This is a genomic window from Caryophanon tenue, from assembly GCF_001700315.1.
GTDB classification, from domain to species: domain Bacteria; phylum Bacillota; class Bacilli; order Bacillales_A; family Planococcaceae; genus Caryophanon; species Caryophanon tenue.
In genome coordinates this window covers 1-25,117 of sequence record NZ_MASJ01000023.1, presented here as the reverse complement: position 1 = coordinate 25,117, position 25,117 = coordinate 1, and the positions used below count along the sequence as shown (strand labels likewise).

Annotated in this window: 27 protein-coding genes, 1 pseudogene and 1 other annotated feature; of the genes and pseudogenes, 9 read left to right on the top strand and 19 right to left on the bottom strand. The window is 38.6% G+C overall.

Annotation, left to right across the window (positions count from 1 at the left end):
• Positions 1-227: 227 nt before the first annotated feature.
• Both A6M13_RS10220 and A6M13_RS10215 read right to left on the bottom strand, forming a co-directional pair.
• Positions 228-572, bottom strand: a complete 345-nt coding sequence (locus A6M13_RS10220) for a nuclear transport factor 2 family protein (protein WP_066546226.1) — start codon at positions 570-572, stop codon at positions 228-230.
• 412 nt (positions 573-984) lie between these two features.
• Positions 985-1,473, bottom strand: coding sequence for an HIT family protein (locus A6M13_RS10215; protein WP_066545668.1), 489 nt, complete (start codon positions 1,471-1,473; stop codon positions 985-987).
• A 24-nt stretch (positions 1,474-1,497) separates the two neighbouring features.
• On the opposite strand from A6M13_RS10215, the pseudogene A6M13_RS10210 reads away from it, so the two are divergent.
• Positions 1,498-1,914, top strand: a pseudogene (locus A6M13_RS10210) (LysE family transporter); the annotation flags it as partial.
• A gap of 31 nt (positions 1,915-1,945) precedes the next feature.
• Here A6M13_RS10210 and A6M13_RS10205 read toward each other — a convergent pair.
• The 9 genes from A6M13_RS10205 to A6M13_RS10165 all read right to left on the bottom strand — a co-directional run bounded on the left by A6M13_RS10205 (position 1,946) and on the right by A6M13_RS10165 (position 8,470).
• A complete protein-coding gene (locus tag A6M13_RS10205; RefSeq protein WP_141680945.1) occupies positions 1,946-2,323 on the bottom strand; it encodes a hypothetical protein in 378 nt (125 codons plus the stop codon).
• Positions 2,324-2,326: 3 nt separating this feature from the next.
• Entirely contained in the window at positions 2,327-3,040 is a 714-nt protein-coding gene (locus A6M13_RS10200) for a DUF2262 domain-containing protein (RefSeq protein ID WP_066545661.1), read from the bottom strand.
• Positions 3,041-3,105: 65 nt separating this feature from the next.
• Positions 3,106-3,408, bottom strand: a complete 303-nt coding sequence (locus A6M13_RS10195; RefSeq protein ID WP_066545658.1) for a DUF4304 domain-containing protein — start codon at positions 3,406-3,408, stop codon at positions 3,106-3,108.
• Between the two features lie 13 nt (positions 3,409-3,421).
• Positions 3,422-3,988 (bottom strand): hypothetical protein, encoded by a 567-nt coding sequence (locus A6M13_RS10190; RefSeq protein WP_066545655.1) that lies wholly within the window; start codon positions 3,986-3,988, stop codon positions 3,422-3,424.
• A gap of 19 nt (positions 3,989-4,007) precedes the next feature.
• A complete protein-coding gene (locus A6M13_RS10185; protein WP_066545652.1) occupies positions 4,008-5,339 on the bottom strand; it encodes a tetratricopeptide repeat protein in 1,332 nt (443 codons plus the stop codon).
• 174 nt (positions 5,340-5,513) lie between these two features.
• A complete protein-coding gene (locus A6M13_RS10180; protein ID WP_066545650.1) occupies positions 5,514-5,774 on the bottom strand; it encodes a hypothetical protein in 261 nt (86 codons plus the stop codon).
• Between the two features lie 78 nt (positions 5,775-5,852).
• The gene (locus A6M13_RS10175; protein WP_066545648.1) at positions 5,853-6,851 is read right to left on the bottom strand and encodes a serine hydrolase domain-containing protein; all 999 of its coding nucleotides are present in this window, start codon (positions 6,849-6,851) and stop codon (positions 5,853-5,855) included.
• Between the two features lie 13 nt (positions 6,852-6,864).
• Positions 6,865-7,419, bottom strand: a complete 555-nt coding sequence (locus tag A6M13_RS10170) for a GNAT family N-acetyltransferase (RefSeq protein WP_083998316.1) — start codon at positions 7,417-7,419, stop codon at positions 6,865-6,867.
• 466 nt (positions 7,420-7,885) lie between these two features.
• Positions 7,886-8,470, bottom strand: a complete 585-nt coding sequence (locus A6M13_RS10165) for a TetR/AcrR family transcriptional regulator (protein ID WP_066545645.1) — start codon at positions 8,468-8,470, stop codon at positions 7,886-7,888.
• A gap of 182 nt (positions 8,471-8,652) precedes the next feature.
• Here A6M13_RS10165 and A6M13_RS10160 point away from each other — a divergent pair, with 182 nt between their 5' ends.
• Positions 8,653-9,462, top strand: a complete 810-nt coding sequence (locus tag A6M13_RS10160; protein WP_066545638.1) for an SDR family NAD(P)-dependent oxidoreductase — start codon at positions 8,653-8,655, stop codon at positions 9,460-9,462.
• A 110-nt stretch (positions 9,463-9,572) separates the two neighbouring features.
• On the opposite strand, the gene A6M13_RS10155 is transcribed toward A6M13_RS10160, so the two are convergent.
• The 5 genes from A6M13_RS10155 to A6M13_RS10135 form a co-directional block, all read right to left on the bottom strand.
• A complete protein-coding gene (locus tag A6M13_RS10155; RefSeq protein ID WP_066545635.1) occupies positions 9,573-9,824 on the bottom strand; it encodes a hypothetical protein in 252 nt (83 codons plus the stop codon).
• 93 nt (positions 9,825-9,917) lie between these two features.
• The gene (locus A6M13_RS10150) at positions 9,918-10,244 is read right to left on the bottom strand and encodes a hypothetical protein (protein WP_066545632.1); all 327 of its coding nucleotides are present in this window, start codon (positions 10,242-10,244) and stop codon (positions 9,918-9,920) included.
• 112 nt (positions 10,245-10,356) lie between these two features.
• Positions 10,357-10,782, bottom strand: coding sequence for a riboflavin kinase (locus tag A6M13_RS10145; RefSeq protein WP_066545630.1), 426 nt, complete (start codon positions 10,780-10,782; stop codon positions 10,357-10,359).
• Between the two features lie 167 nt (positions 10,783-10,949).
• Positions 10,950-11,495 (bottom strand): hypothetical protein, encoded by a 546-nt coding sequence (locus tag A6M13_RS10140; protein ID WP_066545627.1) that lies wholly within the window; start codon positions 11,493-11,495, stop codon positions 10,950-10,952.
• A gap of 73 nt (positions 11,496-11,568) precedes the next feature.
• Positions 11,569-13,266 (bottom strand): glucosaminidase domain-containing protein, encoded by a 1,698-nt coding sequence (locus tag A6M13_RS10135; protein ID WP_066545624.1) that lies wholly within the window; start codon positions 13,264-13,266, stop codon positions 11,569-11,571.
• A gap of 274 nt (positions 13,267-13,540) precedes the next feature.
• On the opposite strand from A6M13_RS10135, the gene A6M13_RS10130 reads away from it, so the two are divergent.
• The 5 genes from A6M13_RS10130 to A6M13_RS10110 all read left to right on the top strand — a co-directional run bounded on the left by A6M13_RS10130 (position 13,541) and on the right by A6M13_RS10110 (position 19,728).
• Complete coding sequence (locus A6M13_RS10130; protein ID WP_066545622.1) at positions 13,541-14,110, top strand: recombinase family protein; 570 nt, start codon at positions 13,541-13,543, stop codon at positions 14,108-14,110.
• Between the two features lie 116 nt (positions 14,111-14,226).
• On the top strand, positions 14,227-14,829 hold the full coding sequence (locus A6M13_RS10125) for a hypothetical protein (RefSeq protein ID WP_141680943.1): 603 nt from the start codon (positions 14,227-14,229) through the stop codon (positions 14,827-14,829).
• A gap of 366 nt (positions 14,830-15,195) precedes the next feature.
• Positions 15,196-16,200 carry a hypothetical protein gene (locus tag A6M13_RS10120; protein ID WP_066545619.1) on the top strand — a complete coding sequence of 335 codons (1,005 nt, stop codon included), beginning with the start codon at positions 15,196-15,198 and terminating at the stop codon, positions 16,198-16,200.
• A gap of 18 nt (positions 16,201-16,218) precedes the next feature.
• Positions 16,219-18,303, top strand: coding sequence for a hypothetical protein (locus tag A6M13_RS10115; protein ID WP_066545617.1), 2,085 nt, complete (start codon positions 16,219-16,221; stop codon positions 18,301-18,303).
• Positions 18,304-18,581: 278 nt separating this feature from the next.
• Positions 18,582-18,834, top strand: a binding site (T-box leader).
• A 69-nt stretch (positions 18,835-18,903) separates the two neighbouring features.
• Positions 18,904-19,728, top strand: a complete 825-nt coding sequence (locus A6M13_RS10110; protein ID WP_066545614.1) for an ATP-grasp domain-containing protein — start codon at positions 18,904-18,906, stop codon at positions 19,726-19,728.
• 511 nt (positions 19,729-20,239) lie between these two features.
• On the opposite strand, the gene A6M13_RS10105 is transcribed toward A6M13_RS10110, so the two are convergent.
• From A6M13_RS10105 to A6M13_RS10095, 3 genes are all read right to left on the bottom strand, one after another.
• A complete protein-coding gene (locus tag A6M13_RS10105; protein ID WP_066545611.1) occupies positions 20,240-21,376 on the bottom strand; it encodes an S-layer homology domain-containing protein in 1,137 nt (378 codons plus the stop codon).
• 323 nt (positions 21,377-21,699) lie between these two features.
• A complete protein-coding gene (locus A6M13_RS10100; RefSeq protein ID WP_066545609.1) occupies positions 21,700-22,710 on the bottom strand; it encodes an HAAS signaling domain-containing protein in 1,011 nt (336 codons plus the stop codon).
• Positions 22,697-23,044: a PadR family transcriptional regulator gene (locus A6M13_RS10095; protein ID WP_425393919.1), complete on the bottom strand. Its 348-nt coding sequence runs from the start codon at positions 23,042-23,044 to the stop codon at positions 22,697-22,699. Before A6M13_RS10095 ends, A6M13_RS10100 begins: the two co-directional genes overlap by 14 nt.
• Positions 23,045-24,043: 999 nt before the next feature.
• Between A6M13_RS10095 and A6M13_RS10090 the strand changes: the two genes are divergently transcribed.
• Positions 24,044-24,718: a protein kinase family protein gene (locus tag A6M13_RS10090; protein ID WP_066545602.1), complete on the top strand. Its 675-nt coding sequence runs from the start codon at positions 24,044-24,046 to the stop codon at positions 24,716-24,718.
• Positions 24,719-24,805: 87 nt separating this feature from the next.
• Positions 24,806-25,099 (top strand): hypothetical protein, encoded by a 294-nt coding sequence (locus tag A6M13_RS10085; RefSeq protein WP_066545599.1) that lies wholly within the window; start codon positions 24,806-24,808, stop codon positions 25,097-25,099.
• Positions 25,100-25,117 lie beyond the last annotated feature (18 nt).

Here is a 25,117-nt window from a genome sequence, read left to right as displayed (position 1 = left end):
TAGGTTGCTTATACATGTGTATTCTTCTGTAATCGATACTCAACTTTTTTTAGGATATACACCAGCACATTCACAGAAAAAATTGTGAGCATCATACTATGTAAAACACGCATCCAAAAAGTATCTATCGTGTATCCGTTAACGATATAGCCAACTGCATACAATGCAGCGATCCATTTAATTATCGTAAATAGAAGAGCTTTCACGGTTTTCACCTCGTTTTTAAACTACATGATATTCGTACCTTGGTGAAAATGCATTTTCCAGTTGCCGTCCACACATTTCCAAATGGAACTACGCAGTGAAAACTGTTCGGTACACTCATTATAAATTTTGTACGTCGTTAATATAATATCATCTGATAAAGGATGAATGTCAAAATCACTTAGACGCATATGGACTTCACCAAGTTCAATCGTTTGGCTTGTTTCCCCTTTATATAGTACTTTTCCTGAACTGCCGAATTCAAAAAAACCGTCCGCCAGTAAATTTGCTAATTCTTCTTTAGAACGACGAATCTCTGGCTGTTCATCCAATACCCAACAAATGTCCGCTTCAAAATCAAGTTGCAAAACAGGCTCAGGCACGTTCTCGGATACAAACGTCACTTCATCGGAAAAGCCAACGATAAAATTTTGAATGGCCATTGTATTTGTAGGATTCCAATTTGATGTGTTGCTTCGTTCACCCTCTAGCAAGTTCCCAACGAGATGATAATGCCCGATATATAGCTTTTTCATTGGATGTGCCGTTGAAAACTGCGACAGATGCGCGGGCATTGTCACCTGGATTCCTAACTGCTGAAAAAAATGCGCCACGGGTTGTTCGAGACGCTGACAAGCTGCCACAAAGTTTTGGCAATCGAGGCACGTACAGACGTCGATACCTCGTTCGTAAAATGCACGTGTTTTCGCAACATCTATTTCGACGAGCCAATTGTTAATACGGATCGTTTCAAACATGTCCAAGCTCTCCTCATACGCTTTATTCGTGATGAATATGCGCTTTTACTAACTGAATGGCGTTCATCACTTCGTTCACATGCTTTGTATCCTTCATTTCATCGCGTGCGTAGCGTAATACAGGTCTTACGGATTCAACAGAACGACCAAATTCATACATCCAGTCATAGCGAGGGACCATCCATGTATGAAAATGATGTGTTGTATCTTCATTATAAAAATAATACACATGCTCAATCTGTAAAGCTTGTCGCTGTGCTTTTCGTAAACGCGTTAGCACACTCATATAATCCACTTTTTCAGCCTCGGTGAATTCATCGAAAGATTTTATATGTCGTTTCGATGCGACGATAATCAGCCCTTTAATCGGATAGGCGACATCTTGATGGGCATGGAAATAGTCCGTTTCTAAAATGACGCCCCCGTCAGCTTCAATTCGTCCACTTGTTAAAGCACAGCTTAAACATTCGACCTCCACTGTTGTGCCATTCGATAATGTAATCGTCCTCATTTATTCGTCCCATTCTTTATCTGTTGGCTAATTGGTGCTGTCTTTTTATCGATGCTAGCCTATGATTCGATTAAACATGCAGATAAAGATATTACATTAGCTGGTGAGAAAGTGAATAAATCTTTCTTGTCGACGTACCGAAACGGCTTACTTGTCGCAGTATCTCCAGGTAATCTAGTATTTTGGGTTTCTGTTTTTGGGGCAGTACTTGCCGATTCGTATACGGCAACTAGTTCGAATCAGTTTTTCATTGTTGCATTTGGCATTTTAACCGGCATTTTAATACATGACGTCGGCTTACTAACAATTGTTTCGTTCACACGAAAAGTAATGAATCGTAACATGATTAAATGGACGTCGATAATTGCTGGTATTTTGCTATTTGGCTTTGCTTGTTATTTTCTGTATGAGTTTTTCATCGATGTACAAGCATTTTTATAAAACACGAGCGTATGTGAAATGTCATCATTTTTCACATACGCTTTTCATCGCTCTTTTTCTCTTTTTTTGTACAAAACATGGCCGCTTGCCCATCAAGTAACTGGGCCGTTGTAGACGTGACAACCGCTTCATCACCTTCAAATCGGATACATGGCTCACTCGCAACGACAAATAAAAAAGGTACCGTTTTTTGAAAGTGAGCGAGCTGTGCAAGTGTTCGCTCAAATAACGCGAGATGTCCTTTTATATGTGTTGTTCGTAGCTTCCCGCTTCTGTTGCCGTAACCGAAAAAGTCGAGGCGATAATGCGTAAAAGCAAACCACATATTGTCGTCAATTTGCCAATCGTACATGTTAATGGTTGCCCACATATGACGGCAATAACGACACTTGCCTCTAAAGTTTTTCATTGTTTATATCGACATTCCTTTTAAACCATGTGTACGATTGCCTTCCACTTGAATCAAATGTTCCTTAAATAATGCCTTCGTAGAAAAATACACCGTAAATTCACCATCTACCTGCATGACAATGTCTTTAAATACAAGGTGCTGTAACAGTTCACAGGATTCATATTGTTTGCCTGTCCATTCTTCGGTTAGTGGTGCTAGTTCTGTTGCCGCATATTGCTTGATTTGTTGTAATTTCTCTCGCTCTAGTAATGCCACAACATCGGCACATTGTTGCGCAAGTACGGCGTCATCTGCTTGCTGAATCGTCACTGTGCCTTTATCTGTATCCCACTGTATTTTTTTCGTAAAACATTCGAAACGTTTATTATAACGCAGTTTCCCAAGAAGCGGGTGCTCATAATACACCGGCTTCTTCGCACTTTTCCTAAGACGGTGCAACTCTTCATCTTCTACAGGTGCTTGTACAACATCAATAAGGTTGAAATGTGACACCTGCTCCTCAATGATGAGGCGAACAATCATATAGTTCGTAATGCGCGCTGACATGTCTATTAAACCGTCGTACGTTGTAGTCCAGTGCACCATTTTTTCTTCTGTATGTAGCGTCTCGTCTTTCCACGCAATAAGCCGCAACGCCCCGACCCATATATGCTTCTTATAGTGTTTGCCATCTACACCGACCTCGTCCACTAATGCAATAATTTCTTTTTTCATGTAGTACCTCCCGTAACCCAGTAATGTTGTGCGTTACGTAACTGATCAAGTACATGGTACGCAACTTATGCCATCGTTTCCGCTAAATCATAACGAAACCACTGCCCGCTTTTTTCATTTAAACGCAGTCGTTCACTAACATCACGGGTGGTCACTTTATGCGGTGGTATATGCTCGCCCCATTCATGCATGACGCCTGCTGTTGAACACACCGCACCTTCTACTACGAAACCACCTCCGTAGCGGTCAAACTGAAAGCTAAACGAGTCGATTGGGTACCCAGTCATTTTTCGAAAGTGCGGAAAAGTACCTGTAAAGCCGTCCGCTCGTAGCGATGGGACAACGATTCGTTGTAAAGCCGCGACCATATCCTTACGTGTATTAGTAATCGCTTAGTGCACCTTCTATCATCTTTTGTACGTTTGCTTCGCTTTCGTAATGCGGTTCATTGGTCATAAACGTAAAGCCATATGCATCATGCTCCGTCACAAGAATCGTTTCTTGTGGCGTTAATGTCATGCAAGCAAAGCCTTGTTTATACGTCAGCGTCGGGTGTTGATAAACGACCCATAAATGATTATCAAAGGCCAAGTAAAACCAGTGTTCAAAAACATCATTCAGTGCTTGTTCGTTCGCAATTTCCACTGTAAATGTTGGTACTTCTGCTTGAAATAGCTTACGTCCACGTTGTGTGAGCACTGTTCGTCCAGACGGCGCATAATGAATCGGTAAATCCGTCTTTGCTAAAATGTCACCCTCCATCTCATCATAGCTTTCAAATGTAAGATAAAACGGATACGTCAATAATTTTTTCGCAACAAGACGCATGCGCATACTTGTTTCTTCTACATAATCATGCGCCTCTCCCGACACTGCAAATGCCACGCTATAGCCTGCTACCTCTATCATCCCGCTATAGTCGCGGTCGTATCGTAATAAATTGATCACGTTAGCCCCCTACTCCTTTTCAACATGTTTCTTTATATTCGGCATGACCATGCAACAAACAGCCAAATAACTGACAGCCACCATACGGATACATGTCATACTCAAATGGAGGCACGTAACCATGTTGCAGCTGTTCAAATAAAGATTCATACATTTGTCTATATGTACGAAGTTCGTGTAACCGCTCTTTTTGATGTTGTCGCGATAAAGCATCATCCCATGTCGTTTGCTCTTCTTCCTCCATTTCTGCTACTGTGAACGCGATCATTTGTGCAATGAATTTTTGACAAGACTTTTCATCTTGTAATTGCTTATCCATATAGGCAAAGCGCGCTGTAGTAGACGGCAAAAGAAAGGTTGTTAATACTTCCTTTTCAAACTGTTCACGCGCTTCTGCAAAGCAGTCAAGTTCAATGTACACATCGGCGATTTCGATGGCACTAATATCATTTTCGTCATCATCTTGCCAATTCATAAGCATGTCCTTAGCGGTCGCATGTTCACCTGCATATATACGTGCGATTATTTCATGTAGCTTTGCTTGTCCATGCATCATGCTACAACGACTAAAATAATGTGCCGCCTCTTTATATTCCGCTACATGAAAATACGCAAGTGCTAAATTATAAAGCGTACCTTCCTGCTCTTCAAATGCCAACGCCTGCTCTAAATACACCTTTGCTTGTGTATACGCGCCGTTGTGTAAAGCGATTTCACCAAGCATGTTATATGGAAACGCAGACTGAGGCTGTAGTGTAAGCACTTGTTGCAATAGTTCCTCTGCTTTCTCCATCTTCTCTTCTTCACGCAAATACATATACGCTAAATTGTTTAAGCTTTGTACGGACGGTGTTTGATAGGCAAGCTTTTTGAGTAACCCAAACGCCGCTTCATACGAATTACTTTCAAACAACATGAGCGCAACTTGATTAGGTGACATCATTCCATGTAAGAAACGGTCAAGGTTGTCCATATAGCGCCTACGATGTAACTCAATATTGAGCGCTATCATATAACGTCGTACCGCTCGTTTTACGATTTCAAGTGGTACAACAGGTGTAAATTCGCCTTCAAATACCTGTATCTGTACATCCGTTTCCTTCATATAAAATGCAAGTAAACAATCTTCACAATCAATCGAATCATATTCAAAATCGCGTACATGTCCTGCTTCGATATCCGCAAGCCACACGCCGAGCTGAATCGCTAACTCCAGTACATTCATATACGTCTCTTCAAACAATACATCACCGTTCATGTATATCGTAAAATCACCTTCAATATAGCCGTTCTCATACGCCCATTTATTACGATTTACATGTTCTCCGTCTAAATTAAACTGAATTAACATAGGAAACCTTCTTTCTGTGACTCGCATTTTCTTTATCGTAACATAATATACCTTATACAATTGTGCTTGGGACCGCTCCTATATTTACGAAAAAAACTATCCGTGCATCCCGCCATCTAAAAAGAGGCACGGTCAATGGACAAAGACCGCACCCCTTTTGTTAAAAAACGTTCCTCACAGCGCCATATAGCTTTTTAATATGACGAAAAGATAGAGGAAAACCGAAGTGATAAACATACCAAAGCTAATAAAACCTATGCCCATGCCTACCCAACTGCCAATGAGGAGTGAGAGGATTAACACGACAACAGCACTTATGAACGTAAAATGAGTTGCCTTTAACATGGGTACATGAAAAGCAGCTCGCATGGCAATAAATAGCACAATCGCGATTACAACACCGAACAATACCGGAATGAATACACTTCCTTCCATCAATGTCACCTCACTTTATGATCTCTTTTCCATTCTTGCGATGCGCTAAGCATTTTCGTTTAGAGACAATAAAACATCTTACGCTAAATCGGTCATGATGCAATCGCCAAAATGCCGTACATCGTGTAAATAATCATAGCCTGCGGGATTACCGAAGCTATTAAATGCGCGCACCGCGACAATTTGTTCAGCAGGAATGACAAGCAATGTAACTGTCGTATAGCCTGAAATTTGAAATGACCCGTTTGGTACAAGCGCACCGATTTCAGATTGCTGTGCTTGCGTTGCCTTTACAAACCAAAGAATCCCATTTTCTGGTGTGTCACAATTTTGAAAGGACGGGCTTTGTAAAGTTGTCGCTAGTTGAAGAATGGCTGGCTCGACTAGTTGTTGACCAGCTACCATGCCCTCATTTAAATGAAGTAGCCCCCATTTTGCTAGCTCACGGGCGGACGCATACATATTCATCTGACTGCCGTCAATATTGTCAGAAGCAGACCAGTGTCGATTGTGTGCTGCATCTATCACTTCGACAAATGTCTCATCAAATGTGTTGTACCAATTCGTTTCTTTGAACTGTAATGGTGTAAAAACTACATCTTGTACTATCTCGGCGATGGTTTTGTTCGTGGTGTGCTGAATAATCGACGAAAGTAGGTCGATATTAACACCTCGGTATGCCCACGCTGTTCCTGCCTCAAATTCTTTTACAATATCACCATTCTGTTTTGTCAGCCCATGTGAATGTGTCACAAGATGGCGAACCGTAATCCCTTTATAACATTCTTTTTGGTCGAGCTTCGGCAAATACACTCGTATATCATCATCGAGTGACCGAATATAGCCGTGGTAAATTGCATAGGCTACAGCAAATGCAATATAGCTTTTGCGACAAGAGGCGAGATGAAATTTCGTATGTGGTTGAACGGGCTGCGCTTGTTCATTCGCCGATTGCGTTCCCCAGTAACGTTCAACTTGTAGCACATTGTCATGAAAAACCATGAGTGCCGCACCGCTACAGTGTAATGTCTGATATGTACGTTCGAACGCTTCTACTACATGTGTAAATGTTGGCATAGACAGAATCCTTTCATTTTCGCGAGCATCGCGTCTTTACACGTAATATGCTCCGGCCTTTTCTTCTACAGCCATCTCGATTAAATCCCAATAATCCTCCCCATGTTTTCGCGCATTTTTTTAACATTCGTTCTTGTATAAAGCCTAATTTTTCGTAACACCGAATGGCAGGCGTGTTAAAGGTAAATACACCGAGTGTCACCTTTTGTAAAGTGAGTTCTTCAAATGCGAAACGGAGCGCCGCTTGCATTAACTGTTTACCATAGCCATGTCCCCTCTGCTCAGATGGTCCGATTAGCACTTTGCCAATACGTGCGGTTTGGTCGCTGCGGTCAACACGACCAATCGAAATATGACCGATTACCTCACCGCTTGATGTGTCAATTGCTTTAAAAATATACGTAGAAGACATTTCGGTATTCGCACCGCTCACATAATCTTCTAACTGGACGACCGTTAGCGGATATGTAAACGCAGGACCACCCCATTGTAAAAGAAACGATGAATCGGGTATCCATTCGATTAATTGCTGAAAATCCTCAGTTGAAAATGGCACTAATGTTAACATGGCCGTTCTCTCCTTTCTTCGTTTATCACCTACTATAACACGATATGCGTGAATATTCCGTTATTTACAAGGGTGATCAATCCCTACAACGCTCTTCATTGCATAGTATAATTGTTGCGAAAACATTCTTTGATTTGCATGCCTCGCCTACATTACAATTCGTAATCATTGATCATTTATTTTTAGAACGCCAAACATTCCTTATTACACACAAAGAACGACAGTCCCCCTCCGTCACTTCAAGCCTTTTAGGTTTACTAGAAGCTGAACTTGCCACGCGGTGACATTTGCTTAAAAGTGTGTGACACAAAAATACCCTTCAGCGACGACAACTACTGAAGGGTATTTTGCTGTTAGAAGTTCGTTCTGCGTATGGCGAATACTTATCAAATTTATCTCATAAAAAACTCGTAACATCCATTCGAATGGTACGTCTGGCTCAAATTCTTTTGTTCGTTTAATTCATTTACGGCATTCGCTTTGTATATGGTCCGTTCAGCGATAACTCAATTAATACGTTTGCCATGTCCGTCGCCGAAACTGAATAATTTGACGTAATCCACCAACGCAAACTTTCAATATACGCACCTGCTGCGTACGCAATAATGAGTTCTTCATTGGCAATCAAATACGCTTTTGTATCAGAAAAATGTAATCCATTTCGTATATATTTTTTTAAAATTTCTTGTATACCATTTGTTAGTAATGCATCTGGCTCGTAAATGAGCATTGTTTCATATGCGATATGATGCTGTTGCACATGCTCAAATAACAATGTTAAACGCTCTCCTCGCTCATGCTCTGGCAGTTCAGCAAGAGGCTTCGGATTTTCAATCGTTAACGCACGGTTTAGCTCTGCAAGTAAGTGCATCACAATATCTCGACGTAGCTCTTGCGTATCTTTATAGAGCTTATAAAATGTCGGTCGCGTTATACCAGCTTTTTGACACACTTGCTGGATTGTTAGCTGTTGTTGTCCTTCCATTAATAGCGATACATATGCTTCATGTAATTTACTTTTCGATTTGACTTGTCTTGGGTCTAATTTCATTTCTCTCACCTACTATCGTTTATAGTAGCACGAAACAGAACACCAATCATTAATAAAATCGGGATGATTTTCATGCCATACAATAAAAACAGCGCACTTACTTTACAAAATGTAAATTAGTTCATATAATGATGTGGAAAGTGTATGTACACATACATTAAAAATAAATGAGGTGTTAATTGATGAATCGTTTAGAAAATAAAGTAGCAATTGTTACTGGTGCAGCGTCAGGTATGGGAGAAGCAACGGTAAAATTATTCGCAGCTCAAGGTGCTAAAGTGATCGCGGCAGATATTAACGTAGCTGGTTTAGAGCGCGTTGTAGAGGAAGTAAAAGCAGCAGGTGGCGACATCACAGCTGTACAAGTCGATATTGGCAATGAAGAAATGATTCAAAATATGATTCAAACTGCCATCGACACATACGGAAAATTAGATATTTTAATGAATAATGCCGCACGTCTTGATTTCCAAAAAGATGTAACGGTAAAAGATATGGACATTTTTGAGTGGGACGAAACAATGCGCTATAACTTAAAGTCTGTAATGCTTGGTATTAAGTACGCATTACCATTTATGATTGAAAATGGCAGTGGCTCGATTATTAACACAGCTTCAATTGGTGGACAAGTTGGAGAGATGACAAAATCAGCGTATGCTGCTGCAAAAGCGGGTGTCATTTCATTAACACGCTCAACAGCTGTTCAATTCGGTAAAGAGGGCATTCGTTGTAACGCTATCGCACCAGGTATGGTATTACCGAAAGACCGCATTGACAACGCGCCTGATTATTTAACAGCATTAATTGATGTGTATAAAGATGTTAAATTAGTAGACCGTATTGGTGACCCAATGGATATTGCCAATTTAGCGCTATTTTTAGCAACTGATGAATCATCATTTATTACAGGTCAAGTGATTAATGCAGACGGTGGTATGCTTGCGCAAAATCCAACAGTGAATGCAGTAAAAAACGCAAATCTTAGCTGGTAATACTGAAACAATGATAAAAAACGTACCTTCTGCGCGTATGCACAGAAGATACGTTTTTTTTGACTAGAAACTTCCCTACTTCATATGAAATTCAGACGTTACAAGCGTCATCAGTTGGAGCACTTGTTCAGCCATAATATGTAACGACGTTGAAAACCCTTTGCTTCCTTCTTCACATTCATACTTGCGTGCAAACCTTCTTTTCCGATGATGTCTTGGCTTTTGACAATGTCGGTCAAAATTTTATGCAGCGATCTTGTTGAACGCTCAAAATTCCTCCTGTCATTGCCCGCGACTTTGTGAAATGAACCCAGCCGAGCAAGCAATTCGCTCATTCCGAAGATAATCACGAATTTTTTCATAACTGTATGCCCTCACTCATCTTATTCCGCTAGAAATTCGTTCGCCTTGTCGCAACGACGTATCCAATTTTCATCATAACGTTCCGTTTAAATTTACCGATCCTTCTCGACACAGCACACAATAATATACTGCGGGGCAACGGCTTCTTCTGTTTTCGAGGCGAATGAAAACGTAATATGTGGGAAATGCGTCGCAAAATACGTATGGACATGATATAGATAACTGAGTGTAATGGCCGGGCTACACACCATTTCTAAATGTACATGTGCACTACGTAAAACAATCGACTGAAGCGGTCGTACAATGCTTTGCTCATCGACGATAAACGATACCGTATGTACATGACGCGCAGATGTATTCGCAATGCGCGTTGGCGGCTGTTGCTTTTGTACTGCCGGAAACGTAATAATTTCCCCCATATGTCGTCCTCCTTTAAGTTGTCATTGTTCCATTTTAACATAGACAACTTGAAGAAGTTTAATTATTCTGTCATTTTAAGCGAAATTTGTCTCTATTTGTGAAAATCATCGTTTATGCAAGTGCTAGCGTAACAGGCGGTGTCATCATTCTTGCGTACATATAATTCGGCTCCACAAGCTTGCGTGCCTGTCGAACATCCTCTTTTAACTGCGCAACAAGGGCTTCTAGGTTTTCGAATGCTTGCTCTGGTCGTAAAAAGGCAATCGTTTCCACCGTTAATGTGTCGCCGTATAAGTCGCCCGCAAAATCTAAAATATGTACCTCTACTGTCGTATGCGTACCGTCTTCAAAAGAAGGACGTACACCGATATTCATCACTCCTGCGTATTGATTTCCTGCGTGATGCACTGTTACTGCAAAGACACCATGCGTGTCAATCTGCGTACGATTTACAACAAGATTGGCAGTTGGAAAGCCAATTGTTCTACCTAGTTGTTTTCCTGAAACTACGTGACCTGTGAAATTTAATTTGTTCATGTGAACGTCCTCCTTTAGTAGACAAAAAGACTCCCGTACTTCAAGCGTAAGGGAGCCTCTAGTGTTCTAGTCAGCGAATTGTAATTAGCAGTATCATACCAAATATTATTTTTCGCTGTCAATGCTTTTCATTATAAAACATATAAAAATAGTACGGATTAAATATTTTAGCGCGAATGTGTCTCATATGAAATGTTATGTCGCTTCAGCACTTCACGGAATACGCTTTTTTTATACGCATCAAAAAGAGGTGTTTCATTAATTGTTATCTCTTCGCCTGTTGTTGTGACAAAAGTATATTTCCCGTCATCAGTATGCGCAGTGTAATAGTACGTCACACGCGCAATTGAATCCCATGTATAATGCTCTTTTTTATAAACGTCACGTATTGTAATGCCCTGTTGTTCAATTAATATAATACTTTGTGTTGAAGCGTAGCCTGTTATGCCTGACAAGAGAACGACAATTGTGGCAAGCGTATACGACCACGGCTTTTGAAGAAAGGCAATAATAACTAACATCACAACCAGCATGCCAAGTGCGACGGCAAGCAACATAAAATTTTTCGCAGGAATCAATAGTAAAATGGTGTCACGGCTATAATAAAACGTTTGTGCAACAATCAATGGCAAAAAAAGGACAAGCATACTACTGACTAATGTTAGCGCCAACGCAAATAGCAATAATTTCCCACGTCTTGATGGTCCGTGCATCAAATACCCCCATTCTGCTTTTTACTATGTAAAAAGCGCTAGCCGTAAATACACTTTCGACTAGCGCCTACCCTTAATGTGTTTGTACAATACGCGCATTGTCTGGCGCCGTGTACACATCGTCCCCATTTGCCAGCTCAGAAACTAAACGATGCCAATCATTTGGCGCTACCGTTTGTGAAAAGGTAAGCGGCATACGGTCAAAGCGTTTAATCGACCCTGCAATGTTATATTGATATGCTCGTTCAGCAGAAACAGTTGGCATTTTCCGAACGCTTACAGCACGCTGCGTCGTTATGCCGAGCGTATATGCTTCATAATCTTGTCCGCCAAGTACTTGGTCGAGTCGAAACATATGACCTGCTGTTTTTGCGCCCCAATACGGATCCGATGCGTAACGAACATTCATGCCAATCATTTTATTGCCAAGTGCAGCCCCGTTATACCGATAATCACTCATCGCGTTTGGATTAATATAATAATCCGTAATGCGTGAAATAAACGCGCGAATATTATCACCAACTGTCTCAAAATATTTCACATTCGTTGTATCAGCGGGCACAGTACAAACCGCATTCCCATCTGTCACATGTAAGCCAAATAAATTATGATAATGTTTCGCATGACAGCTCATACCGTAATTACTTTCATGAATCGCGAGTGCCAAAATAAACAACGCGTTTACATCCACTTCTGCTTCAATGTCTTTTAATGTGTCGCCTAAACCGAGAAGTGGGCTTTCTGTTGTGGCATGTTGATATTGCGCAGCGCCACTTTGTTCGCGCTGTAGTAACTGTGTATAAATAATGTCATTTAATTGCGCAGCTGTATACGTTGTGGGCGTGCGTGGCGATACATACTGGAAATACGCAAAGCTTTCGCCAACAAACCGCTGCTGTGCATCAACGAAATTTACACCATCCGTACTGTAATAACGCTGCCCCGCTGTTAAAAAGCTTGGCGCGTTACCAATTTGATATGCACCATCATACATACCTTTATGTGGACGATATACCGCATGCCACAGTAAGCCGTTCGTGACGTAATAATAAGACTGCCCCGTCATCCACGCACTTGGAATAAGTGTCGTATCCTGCTGCTTCATATACATTGTTTGTCCAGCAACCTGTACTGCCACTGCCTGCTCGGTACTGTCTACATACACAAGCTCCGTATCTTTTTCAACACCACCATATTGCTCACGTCCTAACAATGTCGGCGCTGTAAAAAATTCCGTGACGCGAGACGGATGTGTGGCGGCAATACCTGTAGGAATTTTTAAAAACTTCCCGTCATACTGAATACTTTCAGTAGCTGTACGTGTAGCATCTGCCTCGGCAAATGTCGCATATGTATCACGCAATGCGAATGTACCGTCTGACATTGCCGTACCAACCACGTAACCACCTGTAATCGTAAATGGTTTCTCAATCGCCGTGTTCAGTGTAAGGCGTTCGCCATTCACAACCCCAGCAACATCCGGTGTTACAATCAGTGTATATGTTTGCCCATTTGTATACGGTATGTGTGGTGTCACCGTCACAGTATCCCCAGCTACTGTAAGTGTTACAGGCACAGGTGTTGAGCCATTTGTAACATAAACGCTCGTCGGTGTAACAGAAGCAGTATCGACGTCCGCATTAAATATAATATGCCATTCTTTATCGGGTGAAATATCCAAAGCTGGTGCATCGACAGTCGCAAAAGCTGCGTGTCCTGTTGCCATACTCATTACAAAAAACAGCAGGAATGATAGGCTATTTCGTAGCATCTTTTCAACTCCTTTTTCTCGTTATTATACCATATAGGGGTCTTGCTAGATTTATGCGGATTTACAACGTTAAGCACCATGTAACAGCATCAAACGCTTGATATAACAACGATAAGAAATCGGGGTCTTATAAACGACTGTTTTTGAGACGATTTTCATTTCAGTAATTTTAACCCGTATTACTTGCTAAATGCTATTTCAAAACTTTGCTCAAAATCTATGTTTCATAAAGCCCCCTTTGTGATATAGATTTGTATATCAAAGGGGGGAAACGATGGCTTCTTATACTTATGGCTATGCACGAGTGAGTACACGACAGCAGGAATTGAATCGACAGTTAGATTTGTTAGAGCAGTACAATTGCCACGAGATTTTAACGGAGAAATTATCTGGAATGAAAACAGATCGTCCAGAATTAAACCGGCTGAAGGATAAATTGCGACCAGGAGACATGGTAATCGTAGAAAGCTTTTCTCGATTAGGTAGAAGTACGAAGGATTTAATTGAATTAGTTGCGTATTTTGAAGAACGGGAAATCAAGCTACTGAGCATTAAAGAAAACTTTGATACTTCAACACCACAAGGGAAATTAATGATGACGGTTTTCCAAGCATTCAGCCAATTTGAACGTGATTTAATTGTCCAACGAACGAAGGAAGGGCTAATCAGTGCTAGAGCAAGAGGGCGTCAAGGTGGGCGTCCGAAAGTGAATGAACGTGAGCTGAAAAAAGCCATCAATTTATATAAATCTGAACAGTATAGTGTGAGTGAAATTGTTGAAATGACAGGGATTAGTCGTGCTACAATTTATCGCTATTTAAAACAAGAGCAGCCCAACAGTTAGCGTTATGCATGCTCTTGTTTTGTGTTCATTTTTCCTTAACGTTGTAAATCCGCATTTTTCTGACGGGACCCCGTTTAGATTTTAAAGCCATTTTAAAACTGCGTATGATTCTGTTATTGAAAGATGAGTATCGCGTAAAAGGATTAAAACAACTTTTACGGATCAATGAAGATGGCCATATGATCAAACGAAGTCCAACTTCAGAAATCTTAGCCGCCCCCATACAAGATAAGCGGTTAGATACCCTTAGCCAAGCATTCACACAAATGATGCAAACTGGATTGTTTCTTATTGAACAAGATGAAGAGAGCGAAGAAACGAAAATCGTAATCAACGAAGCCTTCCTGCACCAGCAACTCCAAGCCATTCCTTCCGAATCTTCGCAAGAAATCGAAAAGCTTCACGCACTAACGACACAGCTGGAGCAGAAAAATCAGGTATTAGCCGAAAAAGTAGAGGAGATCCTCACATCCAATAAAGAAGATATCGCCGTCAAAATACGAGAAAAACACATTGAACAAAATGCCCTAAGGCGCCTTGAAAGTGAAGCCCTTGAACAATACATGGCAACAAAAAAATGGGGATTCTTCGCAAAACTTTTCCCTTCATCGCAAATCGAAATCGAGAAGAAACAGTATATCGCTGCCTATATCGCGGAACATTTTACGGAACAACTCACGCAAGAATTGAACCAGTACCACGAGCATTTAATCGAATGAGGGTTCCTATTTTCTACTTTTGTGAGGTAGTTTTTTGTTATTAATATATTGCCTAATGTTTCCTTTAATTGAACTGCCCCCCTTTGTTAGACAGGTGAAATAACTAAAATCTGTTTAATCTTTGGGGGATTTTTTATGGTACGAAGTAAGCCTATTGTTGAACAAAAATTAGCAGTTCTTCAAATGATGGAAGAGCCACTTATACAATTAAAGAGCTATGCAAATCATATTCTATTTCTGAAAGTAGCTAAATCTACGAAATAAACTAATGAATATTATTCTATAAAATTGTAAAATGGAGTAATGTTGTAAAAATAATATTGAAAGAAGCTAATAACGTGTTAACTAAAAGCAACGGAGGTTTTTATGATTTTATTTATTTTAGGCGTTATTTTAGTTGTCTTAGTGGGAGCTATTATTTTCGTCAAGGTTTTAGAGCTGATTGAAATTTTAAAAACACGTGAGTTTTGGATCGGGGCTGGGCTGCAAAATGGCTTTTATATGCTTGCAATACTTCATATCGGTTTAGCTTTAGACTCAAACGTAAGTGATTTTTATTTAATTGCAAGCATCATCTTTTTTGTAGGCGCATGGATTGCGTTAGTATTGGTTTCTAAAACATTTAGAACGCCTGTTAAGTTTGGCTTAAAGGTATTGTCGCTAGCACTTGTCATTTTTATGATTAACAATCGCGCAAATGGTGGAGATTTTGGTGGAGATGCATCAGGTGATGCCAGTGACGCACTAACAGTAAACGGCTTAACGTCAGCGGATATACATCAGCAATTTTTTGAATGGAAGCAGGAAAACGATCAGGCGATGCGAGATTTCCTAAATGCAAATGAAACAACGCCACTTAGAGCGGAATTCCCGCCGTTAATGAATGTATCGGAACTGATGAATCAAAATGCGATTTTGCAGAGTGAATTCTCGCAATATGGGCTTGCACCTATTCCAACACATTATGATCTGCAAGAAGCACCAACATTTTCTGCGCCGCAAATTACACCGGATAGCATGCCAACGATTTTAGAGAATATGCCAAGTGCAGAGCCAATCATTTCAGTGGGTGAAGTGTATGGGGCAATGTCAAATCAGCAACTAGGGCAATTTAATATCGATATTGATAAAGATGGTAAATACGACAAATATGACCTTGACCTTGATAACAACAATGTTTTTGATAAATTCGACTTAGACATGGATAACGATAAAGTTTGGGATAAATTTAACTTAGATATGGATAATGATAAAGTTCTCGACAAATTTGACCAGGATTTAAATAGCAACTTCATCTTAGACCAATTCGATTGGACAATCAATGAAACGATGATTCGTTCAAAAGTTTACGGGCCGCAAGTAAATCAGTAAGAGGAAGGAGGGAAATTGATGAACGAGCAAATTTTACAGGAACTAAAAAAATGGCAACAGTTTGAGGCGCAAAATAAAATAATTTCACCTGATATTTTTACACAAATGGAAAAATTACAGCAAGTACCACTTAGCTTATTATGGCTTGGGCATAATGAGGAAAGTGGAAAATTAATCGATGCCTTTTTAAATTTGCAGTTTTTCAAAGGCTTTGCAGACAATATTCATGGAGTACAGTTTGAATTTGAGTATAATGACTCAATAAGCTATGAGGCCACATTTACAAATGGTCCGAATCAAAAGCTCGATGAAGTTACATTAGAAAAAATCTTTTTTGCCAAAGAATCTGTTTGGCAAATTTTAAGAGGGCAAGTTCAAAAAATTACTATCGGTGCACCGAATGACATGCTAAAGTGGCTGAACGTTAAATATTGTCCGGCTAATCAAGTAGCAAAGCTTCCTAGTAAAGAACAGCATGCGTGGATTATTTGTTTCTTAAATGAAAAGGCTGAGCCTGAACAAGCTGTTATGAACACTTTATGGCTAAGTACAAGCATACAGCTAATTTTAAACGACGTGAAGGAACTTTTAGCGCTTAAGCAGGCGTTTAAAACAAAGGAGCAAGTAGAGCAGCACATATTTAAGACTTCGCTTCAAAAGCTTAATTATAACGCCATTCCTTTTTTTGAAAAGCTTACACTTACGTTAAGCAAGCGTATGCAAAAAATGCAAACTGCTAAAAGCTTAAATGAAGAAATTACATATTTACTCAATGCTGAGCGTGTAAAAATATATTTTGAAAGCTTAAGTAACTTACAGCTTCAAAATACCCTACAAATAACGAAATTACTGAATGACTTGGAGCTGCTTCAGCAAATCGGTGAGGGTAAACAGATTACGGCCGAGCTAAACGAGTTAAAAAATGTCTTCCAAACAAATATTGAACAGGCTCTTACAGCCTATGAGTCCGAATACCACAAATTTCAGCAAACAGTGAATAGCTTTGACGAGGCACAGCAGCAATTTAATAAAGTAATGCCTCGTGCAAATGGCTTACATATTACCAAAACGCAATACAAAGAAATTATGTTTGCGAATCGTTTATACAATCAGCAAGCAACACAAATTAGTGAGCAGCTAGATGTTTTGAAAGCGCAGAGAGCAAATCTGAAATCGAATATTCTTTCCTTTGAAAAAATGTTAAATGCTTTTTTAGCAAATGCGCAAAAAGGAATTAGCGAAAAGCAGAAAGCAATCTTAAATTCAAAAGAGGCAAAGATTAAGCAGAACGTATTCCGTAAGCAGCTTGCACTCAAGCAATCATTAACACATCTGATTTCATTAAATGAAGCAAGTAATATTTCAGATGAATGGATAAATGAGCGTTTAGTAGCACTTTCAAAAACGACAGAAAATGTGGAGCAGCTTGTACCTTTATATGCCGAGCAGGGGAATGCACCGGCTATTGCAATTAAAGTTGCCATTCCTTCCATCAAGGCGAAGCTACCAAAAAAGCCCAAAGAAATTATTTTAGACAAGGCCGCACTAAAAACGACCATTAAATCAAATGCGAAAGTTTGGACTGTATCCATTTTATTAGCGGCTATTTATATTGGTGGGAATATTTTGTATTTCTCTACTTCCTCTATTTCAAATGCTTTTTCGAAGGACGTTGAGGAAAGTGCGCTTGCAGTGATTGAACAAGAGGAAATCAGCGAGGACGGTATTTCAGATGATCAGCTGATTGAATTTAGTAGAAGCATGTTATGGAAATATTTACAGTTAAGTCAGCACCGAAACTTTGAAGAAATCGAGCCTTACTTAGATACGGATTCAAACATTCATCTGCAAATGAAAGAGCGAACGAAGGGACGAATTGAGCATGCAAGCTATGCTGTAGAGGAATTTGAAAATATTTCAATTCGAAAAAAAACAACGCAAGAAGCGTATACACTCATTTCAAAAGTCCTTATCAGAAAATCACCTTATAGCGGTGGACGTAAAACATATGGAGAGTACTATTTATACACAGTACTAGACACTGAGGACCCTTTTAACATTAAGCTCCAATTATTACAGCTTGAAGATGAGCTTCTGGACTAAAAACGGCCTATATGGGGTCCCGTCATAAAATGCGGATTTATAACGCTAAGTAAAGAATGTTCCCAAACAGCGCTTTGGGTGCATTTTTTTTCAACTAACGCAGCAGTGTTTTAGCTTTGTTTCAACAATTCGACCATATTGCAACACTTTTAAAGGGAACTGGATATTAAAGTGAGGAAGAAAATAATTGTATAAAGAAACTCAATAAACTTCCTTAAATAACCATTTGTTTTATTTTCTGATTAATATATAATAATGTCTAATTATTCTTATTTTATTTAAATTCTATGAAGAGAAAAAGTACGTTATTGTTTCTGTTCCAAAGAGAGCTGGTGTTTTGCTGAAAACCAGTGTTCAGATAATAACCGAAAATCATCTCCGAGAAGTAAAGCCGAATGTTTAGTAAGCTTTATCGGTTTCCACCGTTACAAGGGACAACGTATGATTGTACGTTTGTAAAGGATAGTAAAGTGTTATTCAAACATTTTATTAAACAAGAGTGGTACCGCGAGTTTCAATCTCGTCTCTTACTGAGACGGGATTTTTTGTTTTTTAGGATATTTTTACAATAAAAATTTAAGAAAAGCAGGTGAAGGCGTAATGAAGACGCTACTATTTGTAACAGATTTATATTATGAAGCAAAAGGAAGAAAATATTATGAAGAGGATTTATTTCTTACTTCTAAACTTAGAGAAACCTTTAATTTGGTCATCTGTCATCCTGAAGATATCGAAGCATTTGAAGATCATGCTGATTTAATTGTTTTCCGAAATGCAGGTCCAGTCTCAAATTTTAAAGACAAATATGAAGCATTCCGCAACCGAATTGTTTCTAAACATTTAAACACATATAATTCGTTTGATGGGAAGGCTGATATGAACGGAAAAGAGTATTTAATTGAACTAACAAATGCTCATTTCCCTGTTATTCCAACGATTGATACCCTTGATTCCCTAAATAAACTCCCTAGTGTAGACACGTATATCGTAAAGCCGAAAGATGGAGCAGACTCTATCGGGATGGAATTTGTTACAAAAGATGAATTGAGTGAAAAAGTTAATTCAGAATCGAAAAATACATTGGTACAACCATTTATCAATTTTGAATATGAAGTCTCATTTTATTTTATCGACAAAGAATTTCAGTATGCTCTTTATGCACCAGATAAAGATAAAAGATGGGAATTGAAAGAGTATGTACCTTCGGAAGAAGATTTAGCTTTTGCTAAACGTTTCATCGATTGGAATAATCTTGACTGGGGGATTCAACGAGTTGATGCCTGTCGAAGCGAACAAGGGGAGCTTTTATTAGTTGAATTAGAAGATTTAAATCCCTATCTTTCTTTATTGGAATTATCCGAAGAGACACGTCAGAACTTTGTAGAAGCAATGAAGAAATCATTACAAAAAGCTCTTCAGGTTTAAAAAATTTAATTCAAGAAGGATTTATAAAGTATACAAAATAAACCTAATAAACGTTCCCAAATAACTCATTGGGAACGTTAGATCAAGTAGCTGGGACATTCCTTGTCTCAGCTGCTTTTTGTTTACCAAACAGCACTTTGGGGATATTAAAAGCCTTTATCCAATCATTTGTGGATAAAGGCTTGTCTTGACTATCAATCTACTTCTTTTAGGGGTCTCGTCAGATTTTCGCGGATTACCAACGATAAGAAATCTTATTAACGCTGGTTAGTAAGATTTTGTTTTTGAGCAATGTTTTGAAACAACTTTTGATGAAAATATAGCTGTTTTTTAAAGCACAATTATTCTATCTCAAAAACATTCGTTTATAAGAACGTTCTTTCTTATCGTTGTTATATCAGGGGTTTTCTGCTGCAGTATAGTGCTTAACGTTGTAAATCCGCATTTTTATGACGCTAGCCCAAATAGTGCTTAAAAACATTTGAGAATATTTATAAATTAGACTTACTCATTATTTCTCTGCAATATGATCTAACCATTGCGACCAATAGCCATTCATATTTTTAGATCCAATAATTCCATAGTTTTCTGCTATATAGATTTTTTCAGTATAGGGTTGGTTGTATCCGTCAGACTGTGCATCAAAGTTAGTAGTAGTAGCAACTATTTCTATTACATTTTCATATGTCTTCCCAGCAACCTTCACATTTAAATCTGTATTTAGTATTTCTAAACGTTGATTACGATAGCCAACTTTTTTTCCAATTGTAAATGGATAAGGTACCTCTAAGATAATTGGCAACGACATTTGTCGGCTATAAAAGTTTTGAAATGCCCATTTAGATTGACTAATAGTATACGTATCTATTGAAACATAATGGCCGTTTCCTTCTTCATCCAATATATAATATGAAATTGCCTCAATTTCTTTCGACTTAGAAGTCACATTTTTCTCGTCATACCATGAACGAATATATTCTCCATATGTTGCTGTATCATTATTGTGATAATAATACGCTTGATTAGATTCAGGATAGTACTTACCATTTTTCAATGATAACGCGCGTGCTAAAAATGCCGAGAAATGAGCACGAGTTAATAATTGATTTGGTTTAAATACATGCTTGCCATTTTCTACAAATCCTTTTGCAATGTTATTCATTGTTACTAACTGAATATCACGGTGAAATGAAGAATTTTTTGCTACATCTACATATGTAATTCCATTTTCTGAAATAGAATTAAGAGAGAAACTTTTTGCTAATATTTTTGCCATAAACGCACGAGAAATATTAGAATCCGGCTTAAAATATGTTGCATCACTGAAAATTCCAGCTGTATATGCAGCAGCAATTTCTATGTAATATGGATGTGTTACCGGAACATCTTTATAATTAGGGTTTTTTAAGTTAGTCATTGGTAAATCCAATGCATGAACTAGCATTTTAGCAATATGCTTTTTACTAATTAATTCATTTCCCCTAAAAGTATTATCTGGATAGCCATTGATAATTCCTTTATCAACTAAGTTATTAATTTCAATAGCTAAAGAATGTGATGATGGAACATCTTTAAAATTGGCTAATGACTGTATAGGTATACTCAATATGATTATTATAGTTAGAAATCCCACTACTATATTTTTCATAAGTAAACCTCCTTTTTTTATTAATTGTAAACTTCAAGAAACCTTATTACATAATATTACACTTTTTACAGTCTGAATAGCTGATTAGAAAATAAATACGCAAAGATGGACGCAAAACAAAGTATGCTTTTCAATCGTTTACACGTGTATTTTTGCGCTAAAAAGGATACCAAACAGCGCTTTGGGTGCGTTTTCGTTATTCCACAATAGGGTCATATTGTTGAATATGAGAGGGGGAATAAAGATGGTAAAGAAAGAGAGTCGTAAAATAAAGTACAAAGAAGCCCACATAAACATTCACGTGGGCTTCTTATATTAGGCAATCATTTAATTTTCGCTTTTCGAAAACCATTATATGAATCAATTCCACTTGTCACAATAACTGTCGCAACAGTGAACCATTTGATCCAAGTAATAGCTATATTTATAGATTGTATAGATTGATCAAGAAGATTCGCCATATAAGGGGCGAATTCGGCATGCATTAGATTTGGATTACTAGCAATAAATATTAGAAATACAGTACTTCCGATGTTGATGATTATATTACTAACAGCAAGCTTGAATGTCCATTGGCGAGCAATAGCTTTGTATATCGCTCCAAATACTTCAAGACCAACAAGAATGATCACAATGACAAGGTAGGCCATTAACGTATCCTGATTAAAGACAGGAGTGGTAAACTGTAATCCGTTACTATCTTGTTGATAAATCCCGATGATATTCGCTGCATTTAAATATAAAATGATGAATAACACTGGCCAAAATAGACTAAACACTACTTCACCTATTGTGATTTTCTTTTTCAGAGGAATGTAAGGAATCGAATCCAAATCACTTGGTACCCACTTTTTACCTGAAAGAGAAATAGCTGTGTCATCAGGAAACTTAACTGTTCGCTCGATGATAATAAAGACAATCGTCACCCAGAAGAATGATTGGATACCGGTATTTATTAAGATCCATATTGCTTCACCTAGTAATTTTGAAATGAGAACGAGTGGGCTTGCTTCACTTTCGAAAATGATGCCAATTTTTTCAGTAGAGAATATGACAATTGAGACGATGACCGATATCATTAGGGCCATCTTTAAAACGGTTATATACATATCATAAAACTTAGGCCCAATGAGATGCATTGGTTGGTCCTGGTAACGAGAAGCTAACACAGCTGGGTTCCCGAGTTTATCAAGGACTTGATCCACATCGTTTTTTGTAAAATCTTCGGGAAGCATATCTAAAATAGTTGAGCGTAATTCCAAAGAAATATCTTCACGCATTTTCTCTGGCAGTCTTCGTGTAACTTCTTGAATATACAAACTAATCCGATCCATATTGTTCATTCCCTTCCAATAGAGCCCTCAATTCTTCATTCATCTTTTCCCACTCAGCTTTCAATTGACAATATATATCAATTCCGTAATTGCTTATTTGGTAGTACTTCCGTGGTCTACTCTGTTCTGTATCCCAAATACTTGTGACAAGTTTTTGTTTTTCAAGACGTCTAAGTAAAGGATAAAGCGTACTTTGGTCAATCATGATACCAGATTTTTCAAGTAGTTGGACAAGTGAATATCCGTATTGAGGCGTATTTAATTGACTAAGTACAGCTAAAGTTAGTGTTCCCCTACGTAATTCTGTTGTTAAAGGAGCCAGTAAATCTGTCAATGTTATCATTCCACCTTCATGCTGTATATTATACACTATTGGTATAATAATAATAATGGTCAATAACAATTACTTTTTTAAGTTGGCGTTCTTTTAATATCTTAAAGGTTGATAAAACTGCAAGAAAATCCAATTCATGCATCGATTATAAATCAATGCATGAATTGGATTTTCATTGTGCTCTTACTATTTGAATTAGGGAAGAAAGATAACTTAGTAGTGTTTAATATATTGACCTAGGATCCAATAATCGATCTAAAAAAAATGAGAGTGATTATTATTTAAACAAAAATGTCAATTGTTGGAAAAGTAAAGACTTGGGTACAAAGGGAAAGACCATGCTTCTAAAGCTGACTAAAAATGGGTTATGGCATTGAGCTATTCAACCAATTTGCCAATAAATTTTAATCATTTGTTTTATATTCCATAAGAACTGTCTTCAACAAACGGGCGCTATTGTTGAATAAGCCTCTCTATTTTCATTAAAAATTTATACATTATGCAATATAAACCTTAATAACGTTCCCAAATCAAAGTTTGGGAATGAACAGAAAAGCCGTAAACGTTGTTAAATCAACATTTACGGCTTTTCTATTGGTACATCGTTTTATTCGTTATTTTATACACTTTTACTAAAAACCAGCGCCAGCAACAGTTTATATGTGTTTTGACGTTAGGTGTGTTCGTCACGATGTTGCATACGCTTAACGTTGTAAATCCTCATTTTTTTGACGGTTCCCTACACATAAAAACGCTAACATGCGCATATAATTGTTAATTTTTCGTAAAGAATATCCGCTTGTAGTCGCTTTCTTTACAAAAACGCCATATACTCGGTAACGTAGGGTGTGTCCGAGATGTCATTCTGGGGCACACCCTTTGTGACGCATCCTATAAAACGACGTTGCTCACCCCTGTATACTGTTATATGAAACCCTTTTCATATATAAAGCGTATACATATTTAGCACAAGAGTTTACAAACGGAAGGAACGATTACATGATAAACGACTGGGAGAAAGATATCCCTTCCCTTTCATATATTACGGTGCACGCTCAACCAAACAATGCACCTGTACAAATTAAAGGTGACGCGCCACAGCTAACCTGTATGGGCGTAGGAACAGATGCAGCTGTATTTCGATCAACATCTGCCCCACAATATGTGTATAAAGTATATGCCCAAGAAGAGGTACGTAAAGCAGCGATTGAAGCGGCGGTCTACGCACAGCTTGGCGATGCGCCGTATTTTGCGACATGTGTTGCCGCAACCGATACGTTTTTGGTGCTGAGCTATGAGCCTGGCAAAACATTGTACCATTGTTTACTCGAAGGTATTCACATTCCCAAAAGTGTCATTGAGGACGTCGAAGAAGCGCGCGATTATATTCGCAGCAAAGGATTAAATCCACGCGATATTCATTTAAAAAACATCGTGCTGCAAAACGGCAAAGCGAAAATTTTAGATGTGTCAGAATATGTCGTAGACGGCAATGATTTTCGCTGGGACTATTTAAAACAAGGCTACGCGCAGTACTATCATTATATTGATGGCAATCGTGTACCACTGCGCATTGTCCAAGCCGTTCAAAATCGCTTCAATGAACATCGTGGCAATTCGTACTCTTATGAGGAATTTGCGAAAACATGGCTACGACTTTTGTTGAAAAAGTAGCTTCTCGTGGAAAGCGAAAACAATTTGGCGTCTGAAACTTTATCTTCTCGATTTCGTATAGTAGAAACAGAGAAAAGGGGTATCACAATGCAAATACTCATTGGTTGTCTCATCGGTGTGTGCTTTCTTAGCATGGGCTATGTCGTTTGGATAAAAAAAGCATTTCACTTTTTAGCAGGATTTCAAACATTATGGATACCTATTAATCCCGAGAGGCTCAGTAAGCGCATTGGTATGTTGTTGATGGTATTAGGGGGCATTGCCATTTTAACCGCCATCTTCACCATTCCATTTGGTGAAGTGGTCGAAACAATTTCTAGTGTGTGTGCTTTTATGACGATACTTTGTATTTTTATCGTAAGCCCGAATTATAAAAAATAGCGCACCTGTACGGTACGC